Here is a 6,104-nt window from a genome sequence, read left to right as displayed (position 1 = left end):
TGAGATTCAATTTCGAAGGATTCTTAAGAATTTGGGTTTTTTCTTCTGGGAATTGTTTTCAAGTTTCCAAACACTTTCGTCTTGTTCACTCAGATTTTACCAATTTGCTGGATCCACCATAGTAACAATTCTTCTTCCAGGTAAACTTTCTAATTTAGGTCACTTCTTTTTCGTTATCGTCATCGTTTACGTCTTCCACCTCGATATTTTGCACTAATTCTTTTGCTTTTTTTATGGTCATTGGAACTCTCGTTATCCATTTTAAATGTTGGATTAGTTGGAGATTTTCTTGACCATATAAAGCACTATCACAAATCATGATACTATCAAACTTTATTTGCTTTTTGAATTCTACTAAAACTTTTCCAAATACAGCTTTATCAGATTCATTTCCATCTCCTACTCTCACAAATAATGGAATATCTCCATCTTGGCTTGTTATTAAATCCAAGACACATTGTTTTAAGTCTGGTCTATGATCCCGAGAATATCCTTTCTTAATAAAAATTGGTCTTTCTTTAATAATTTTTTCTTCTTCCTGTTTCTCTTTATCTTCTTCCCTTTTATATTCTCCATCTAAATGAAATGATGTGGAATCTAAATGGGAGTATTTAAGGTCTATTTTAATTTTTTTAATTACTTCTAAAACTACTTCAATAAAAATATCATTTAGTCCATATTTATATAATTCATCCATTACTCTCCCAATTTTATCATCATTAAGGTAATCAGGTTTAATTCTTTCTCCTAACAATTTCTCAATGGCTTTATCTTGAAAAAACTGACTGAATAAATATAGAGGTCTTGAAACAAATCCTAGTCCATTGATTAAAATAGACTTAACTACTGTACCTGCTGAGATTTTTTCTCTAACATCTATTCCTAATTTATTATTAATTATTTTGACTATTCCTATTTCATCAATTAAACCAGCTACTATCCCTAAATGGTCTAAATTTTTAACTTGTATTTCTTCTAAATAAGACATTTTTCGCTCTTTTTTTTACAGAGGAAACAACTTAAACAATTATACCACTTTTTTGTCTTCAAGAGCTTAAGCAATTATACTTAATTGTTAACCCCAGGCTTGTAGTATTTAATGCTACTTTTTGAAGTGCGGAATCTGGGACATAACACTATGATAATTTTTTTATGCAATAGGGCGTTTGCCCTATACTTCGCTATACTATAGCAACCGCCAAGACGGTTAGGACAATGTGCGAAGCGGGTGAAGGAAAAAACTTAAGCTACACTTGTAGAAATAATTGATTTCAGTTTTTTGCTCACGATAAAACATCAAACTCTGCTTTTAAATCTCTCGCCATTAACTCTTTTACCGCTTCTTGGGGGGTTGTTTCGCCGTTGATGAGTTGATAAACTTGACGAGAAATAGGGATAGCTATTCTATGTTTTTGGGCTAATTCTATTAGGACATTAGCTGTATTAATACCCTCTGCGGTACTGCCTAATTCTATTAAAATCTGTTCTAAAGTTTTTCCTTCTGATAAACCATAACCTACCCGATAGTTACGGGATAAAGGACTATAGCAAGTAGCGATTAAATCCCCCAATCCTGATAGTCCAAAAAAGGTTTCTCTTGATGCTCCTAACTCGGTTCCAATGCGAATCATTTCTGGTAAAGCACGGGTTAAGAGAGCAGATTTAGCATTGGTTCCTAACTGTAAACCATCGCAAACACCAGAAGCGATCGCCATAACATTTTTTAGAGTTCCTCCTAATTCTGTTCCGATGGGATCTTGATTAGAATAAACCCGAAAAATATCAGAAGAAAAGATTTCTTGAACTTTAGCAGCAGCGACAACATCCTCACTAGCTACCACAGTAGCAGCAGGTAATCTTTGTTGTATTTCTTTTGATAAATTAGGCCCCGATAAAACAACAACAGGATGAGAAGGAAAGCTTTTTTGCCAGATTTGTGAAGGGGTAAGAAGGGTTTTTGTTTCTAACCCTTTGGTGGCACTAATAAAAATAGTCTCTTCAGGAATAGTTAAAGCTGTTAATTTTTCTACAGTGAGTCTGACTCCTTTCATAGAAACAGCAGAGAGAATTACATCTGCTTCTTGAACAACTGAAGCTAGAGATTCACTACTTGTTCGTGACCAAATTTTTACATTATTCTGGTCATTATATTGAGCTAATTTTGCTAGTGCTTGTCCCCACAATCCTGCGCCAATAATTGTTAATTTTTTCTTGGTATTACTCATTTTTTGTGGTTATGTGTACATTGACTAACAGAATCTCTCTGATACTTAATTTTAACAAAATAAGGGTAGGGAGTGGGAAGTAAAGAATAGTAATATTTTCTCCCCCATCTTCCAGTCACCCAGTCACCAAGTCACCAAGTCACCCAGTCTCCCCTATCCCCCCTTTGTCCTTTGAATTTTATCAACAATTCTTAGTTGATCTTCAAGAACATTATCTAGATCAGTGGCAGTTGTATTAGGATTAGATAGAACAGTGCGAAAAACAATTATTTTTTTACTATATTTTGGATCAAATAAGATTGTTTTAGAAACAAAAGTTTTTCCTTGTTCAAATTGTTCTTGTTGTATCTCTTGATTGATTTGATTAAGTCTTTCTATTTCAGCATTAGTTAACATTTTTTTTCTAAGTTTATCTCTTAAATAATCAGGAATATATCGATAGTTAACAATATTTAAAGTAGGTTCTAGTATCAGTTCAAATGACTTCAATTTGTCAATTTTTCGAGCAAAGTATTGAGCTTGATATATGCCTTGTTCAATCAGCATTTCGTATCCTTTTTTACCAATAATATGAAGGGCACCATGTAAGCACAAAGAAAGTGCCGATCTAGACCCTTCAATAGTAAATCTTCCTAGATCATAGGTGTCTTGCTGAGCCTGATAACGGGCGGTAGTTGCAGCATAATTTAATAGTTGAGGATCTTTGAAGAGACAAATACTAATTCCTTGGGGTAGATATAACTGTTTATGACCGCAAATGGTAACAGAATCAGCCTTTTCTATACCTTTTAATTTGCCTTTATGCTTGTCAGAAAAGATAGTGGGAACACCCCAAGAACCATCTACATGAAAATGGATATTATATTTCTCGGCAATCTCTCCTAGTTTCCATAAGGGATCTATTTGACCGGTTTCTGTTGTGCCGGCAATACCAATAAGGGCGAGGATGAATAGGCGATTTTCTTGACATTCTTGTATTTTTTCTTCAAGCTGCTTACAGTTTAATTTTCCTTCACTGTTATTATCAACAAAAATAATATTATCAGTTCCCAAACCCAATATTGAAGCAGCTTTATTAAGGGAATAGTGCATTAATCTAGAGCCAATAATAACCATATCTTCATAGCCCTTTTTACTCAAAACTTTGTATAAACTTTCTTTTAACAACTCTGTCGAGTTCTCTTTACTTAATAATCCTGCATTGCGCGCACATAATAAAGCACTAATATTGGCAGTGGTTCCTCCCGTTGTGACAATGCCTAAATTACGATTTTTTTGTTGAATATTTTCTGTGTAAAATTCCTCTGAAAAGTTATATACAAGACGATGCAACATAGCGATCGCCTCCCTTTCCAAAAATAGCAAAGATTTGGAGGTTTCAATTTTGACTAGATTTTGGTTCAATTTTGAAATCAGCTTACTCATATCGTGGAGAAAATCTGGCAAAGCCGATGTCATGTGTCCAATATAGGTAGGAGATCCGGTATCTATAGCATAAGGTAGCACCTCTTGAAACAATTGCCGATAGTAGTCGTCAACAGTTATAGGATAAGTAGGGAGTTCGCTCCTTTTAAATTGTTGCGCTAGGGCATCTAAACTAATATCAGGTTGGGTAAAAGTTCCTCGCTGAATCTCCTCCGGTTTGAAGTATTGTAGTATTCTCTGCTCTGTAGATATTTTTTCTGCCTTGATTTGATTCTCTCTTGTGGGTTGACTACGCTGTTCCGAGTTCATTGCTTCGGAGGGAGATAAAGCCGCTATTTGTTCAGAAAAATCATTCATTGCTGCTAAATAAAACTGATAAAACTCAGATATCATGACTGGGCACTGTATACAGATTTTAGTGGACAACTAGGAAAAAAACAGGGATAATTAGAAGTAGTTTGTTCCCTAAAAATTACTGAGCAATAGCTGTGATCCAAGACTCATCGAAAGAAAATTACTCCCCATCAGAGGATAGAACAAAATCAACGGAGGAAAACTCGTCCCTGAAATTAGTATCCTCTGAAAATTTGCCAGCAAAACAAACCCCTTCGAGAATAAAAGTACGGGAACTTGTGTTGGGTATAGGGGTAGGTATAATCGGGACATTGGCAATAACAAAATTGGTCTCAGTTTCCCCAGAAACAAGCTCAGATTCAGGCACCCTAGTCCTCACTGAGACTCAAGGCACTGCTCAGAGGGTAACAGTCGGCAGAGTTGACGTTGACTTTGTCAATCGAACCCTCAAAGCAACGGGAACCGTTGCTGCTTTTGAATCGATTCCCATTCTCTCTCCAGCAAACGGATTGCAAATTTAGAGAATTTTCGTCGATGAAGGAGACATTGTCAAACCAGGCCAACTATTAGCCACCTTAGATAACTCAGTAGAGTCAGCCCAACTACAACAGGCTCAAGCTACCATAGCCCAACGAGAAGCCCGTTTAGCTGAACTTCGGGCAGGTAATCGTGCTGAAGAAATTGCTCAAGCTAGAGCCAGTGTTCAACAGATCCAAGCTCAAATCACCCAAGCTGAGGCAGATTTGGCCCTGGCCCAAAGGCGAGTGGAGAGGAATCGCAGTTTGGAAGTTGATGGGGCAATTACTCGCGATCGCCTCGATGAATTGCTCAATGATGCACAAATTAAATAAGGGATATTACAACAATTTAAGGCCAGTTTTCAAGAGGCACAGGAACAACTCTCTAAGTTAGAAGCCGGGCCGAGAAAGGAAGTTATTGCCCAGGCAGTGGCAGAACTAGCAGAGGCAAAAGCACAGTATCAGATTAATGCAGCCAGACTTAAGGACACCAAAATAATTAGCCCTGTGGGTGGCAAAATATCTCAACCTGAGGCAAGGGTGGGAGATATTACCAAGTCATCCCAGGCATTGTTTACAATCATCGAAAATAACCGCTTAGAATTACAAGTGAAAATTCCCGAAACCCAATTGACTTTGATTCGTCCAGGGCAAACGGTGAAGATAACCTCTGATGCAGACAGTAATCTCAAACTTCAGGGGAAAGTAAGGGAAATCGAACCCATTGTTGATGAAACATCCCGTCAAGCTACGGTTGCGGTTGATTTACCCAGACAAACTGCTCTTAAACCAGGAATGTTCTTATCAGTGGATATTGTCACCAATAGCAGCAGAACCCTAACTGCACCAATGAACGCAGTCTTACCCCAAACCGACGGCAGTTACTTAGGGTTTGCTGAATAAAAGCAAAACCCTATTCTTTAAAAGGTTACACCCATATTCGCGATCGCAAAAAAGATCAGCTTTGTCGGCTACAAACCGCTATAATTGGTAGAAACACCTCCCAGTTGTTGGTCAAGAACAAATGTATCGAAAAGAGGAGCAACCTTTACCGCCCCCAGAAAAATTTGAATTACCTTTCGAGGGCAAATTGTCCCCCAATAATCGTTGGGTAATCATGGCAGAGTTGATACCTTGGGATGATTTTGAGGAAGAATATGCTAAACTTTTTTCAGCAGAAAAAGGTGCGCCAGCCAAACTATTTAGAATGGCATTAGGGATATTAATTATTAAGGAAAAATTAGGAACAAGTGATAGAGAAACTATAGAACAGATTAGAGAAAATCCCTATCTACAATACTTTATAGGTTTAAATTGTTATCAACAAGAGCCACCACTGGAATCTTCAATCCCAGATTCCGCACTTCAAAAAGTAGCATTAAATAATACAAGCCTGGGTTTAATAATTAAGTATAATTGCTTAAGCTCTTGAAGACAAAAAAGTGGGATAATTGTTTAAGTTGTTTCCTCTGTAAAAAAAGAGCGAAAAATGTCTTATTTAGAAGAAATACAAGTTAAAAATTTAGACCATTTAGGGATAGTAGCTGGTCTAATTGATGAAATAGGTACCGACCTGAGCTAT

General features: G+C 36.8%; 4 protein-coding genes and 2 pseudogenes. 3 read left to right on the top strand and 3 right to left on the bottom strand.

Annotated elements, in window-relative coordinates; all coding sequences use genetic code 11:
• Nucleotides 1-9 precede the first annotated feature (9 nt).
• The 3 genes and pseudogenes from CWATDRAFT_RS29075 to CWATDRAFT_RS29065 form a co-directional block, all read right to left on the bottom strand.
• A pseudogene (locus tag CWATDRAFT_RS29075) lies at nt 10-988 on the bottom strand (IS1634 family transposase); the annotation flags it as partial.
• 295 nt (nt 989-1,283) lie between these two features.
• Nucleotides 1,284-2,225 carry an NAD(P)H-dependent glycerol-3-phosphate dehydrogenase gene (locus tag CWATDRAFT_RS29070; protein ID WP_007308323.1) on the bottom strand — a complete coding sequence of 314 codons (942 nt, stop codon included), beginning with the start codon at nt 2,223-2,225 and terminating at the stop codon, nt 1,284-1,286.
• 153 nt (nt 2,226-2,378) lie between these two features.
• Nucleotides 2,379-4,007, bottom strand: coding sequence for an aminotransferase class V-fold PLP-dependent enzyme (locus tag CWATDRAFT_RS29065; protein WP_157134203.1), 1,629 nt, complete (start codon nt 4,005-4,007; stop codon nt 2,379-2,381).
• 323 nt (nt 4,008-4,330) lie between these two features.
• Between CWATDRAFT_RS29065 and CWATDRAFT_RS37865 the strand changes: the two genes are divergently transcribed.
• The 3 genes and pseudogenes from CWATDRAFT_RS37865 to CWATDRAFT_RS29055 all read left to right on the top strand — a co-directional run.
• The gene (locus tag CWATDRAFT_RS37865) at nt 4,331-4,525 is read left to right on the top strand and encodes a hypothetical protein (protein ID WP_157134202.1); all 195 of its coding nucleotides are present in this window, start codon (nt 4,331-4,333) and stop codon (nt 4,523-4,525) included.
• Nucleotides 4,526-4,858: 333 nt separating this feature from the next.
• Nucleotides 4,859-5,425: an efflux RND transporter periplasmic adaptor subunit gene (locus CWATDRAFT_RS32160; protein WP_081451034.1), complete on the top strand. Its 567-nt coding sequence runs from the start codon at nt 4,859-4,861 to the stop codon at nt 5,423-5,425.
• Between the two features lie 121 nt (nt 5,426-5,546).
• A pseudogene (locus CWATDRAFT_RS29055) lies at nt 5,547-5,873 on the top strand (transposase); the annotation flags it as partial.
• Nucleotides 5,874-6,104: the final 231 nt, after the last annotated feature.

Origin of the sequence: Crocosphaera watsonii WH 8501, from assembly GCF_000167195.1 — a bacterium.
Taxonomy (GTDB): Bacteria; Cyanobacteriota; Cyanobacteriia; order Cyanobacteriales; family Microcystaceae; genus Crocosphaera; species Crocosphaera watsonii.
Note: the sequence above shows the minus strand (reverse complement) of the source record. Positions and strands in the feature narration are given on the sequence as shown.